1 protein-coding gene is annotated in these 1,400 nt (G+C 47.1%); it reads right to left on the bottom strand.

Annotated elements, in window-relative coordinates:
- Positions 1-1,285 (bottom strand): AMP-binding protein (locus R7Q11_RS24720; protein WP_225466827.1); only part of this gene is annotated, 1,285 nt, incomplete at its 3' end.
- Between the last annotated feature and the right edge of the window lie 115 nt (positions 1,286-1,400).

Raw genomic sequence — 1,400 nt, 5'->3', positions numbered from 1 at the left:
TGAGGTAGCCATCTTTATCAATTGCGCCAATATCGCCGGTGTGCAGCCAACCGTCTGAATCAAAAGATTCTTGAGTTGTGATGTCATTCTTGTAGTAGCCAGAGAACAATCCTTTACCGCGCACCATGATTTCGCTGTCATCGGCAATTTTTAACTCAATGCCGGGGCCTGCGTTACCCACGGTACCAATTTTATCTGCCCTAAATGGGTAGTTTATGGTGCTGTAAGCGAAGGATTCCGTCATCCCCCATGCTTCGGTGATGTTTAGGCCAACGCTGTGGTACCAATCTAATAGTGCGGGTGATACCGGAGCAGAACCACAACCCAAAACTCGCGCTTGATCTAACCCCAGCCCTTCGGCGAGCTTTTTCTTAATCAGCGAATTTACGAACGGTATTTTCAGTAAGAAATTCAATTTTTTCTGTGGAAGTTTGTCTTGAATGCGTTGCTGGAACAGAGTCCATAATCTCGGTACAGAAATGAACAAGGTTGGGCGGTGCATTTTCACGTCTTCGATAAAAGTATCGAGCGACTCTGGGAAAGCCGTTGGTACGCCACCCATGATGGATGAGCCAAAAATATAAACGCGTTCAGTAATATGTGCCAATGGTAGGTAGGAAAAGAGTCGGTCGTTAGCTTGAATACCGATGTGGTTGATCAGCTGTTGTACCGACCAACTAAACGCTCCGTAAGTCAGCATTGCGCCTTTTGGCAAACCTGATGTGCCGGAGGTATACACCAATGACATCAACTTATCGTCGTAGTGTTGTGGACGCTCTTCACTTGGCACGGCATCCGCAATCAAAGCGTTGAACTGGTATTGGCATTGTGGTGCTGAATCATACGGCAGCGCGATGCTGATAAGCTCTGGCATGGCATCAATGACTTGCTGAGTTGCTGCTGGGTCATCAAGCTTCCCCCCGATCAGCGCCTTACTTTCACTGTGAGTTACACAGTATTCAATCGTGTCGGCGCCTGCGGTAGGGAAAATAGGTACGCTTACGTAATCCCCTAGCATCATGGCCAAATCGCAGATAAACCACTCTGCGCAGTTTTTCGATACTAGTGCGACTTTATCGCCAGGCTGAATACCCAGCCCACGTAGTGCGCTGACGAGCTTGAGAGCCTGATCGGCGACTTCTGCGTAAGTAAACTCGACAAACTGTCGGTTAATGATTTGTTTTAGGTAGACCTCATTCGGGCGCTCCGCTGCCCATTTAAGAATCATTTCATTTGGTGGTGGGAGAGCGCAACCAGCAGTGCTATTTATTTTCGGCTGATTCATGTTTGGTGACTCCATGTCTTCTCGTTGTATTTATAATTGTTAACGCATTGTTAACTTTAGCATGTTGAATTACGACACGGGAACGCATTTTGATGAATTCTGTGGAGATCATAGC

The organism is Vibrio sp. 970, assembly GCF_033339075.1.
The sequence above is the reverse complement of the archived record's forward strand: the minus strand, read 5'-3'. Positions and strand labels throughout refer to the sequence as shown.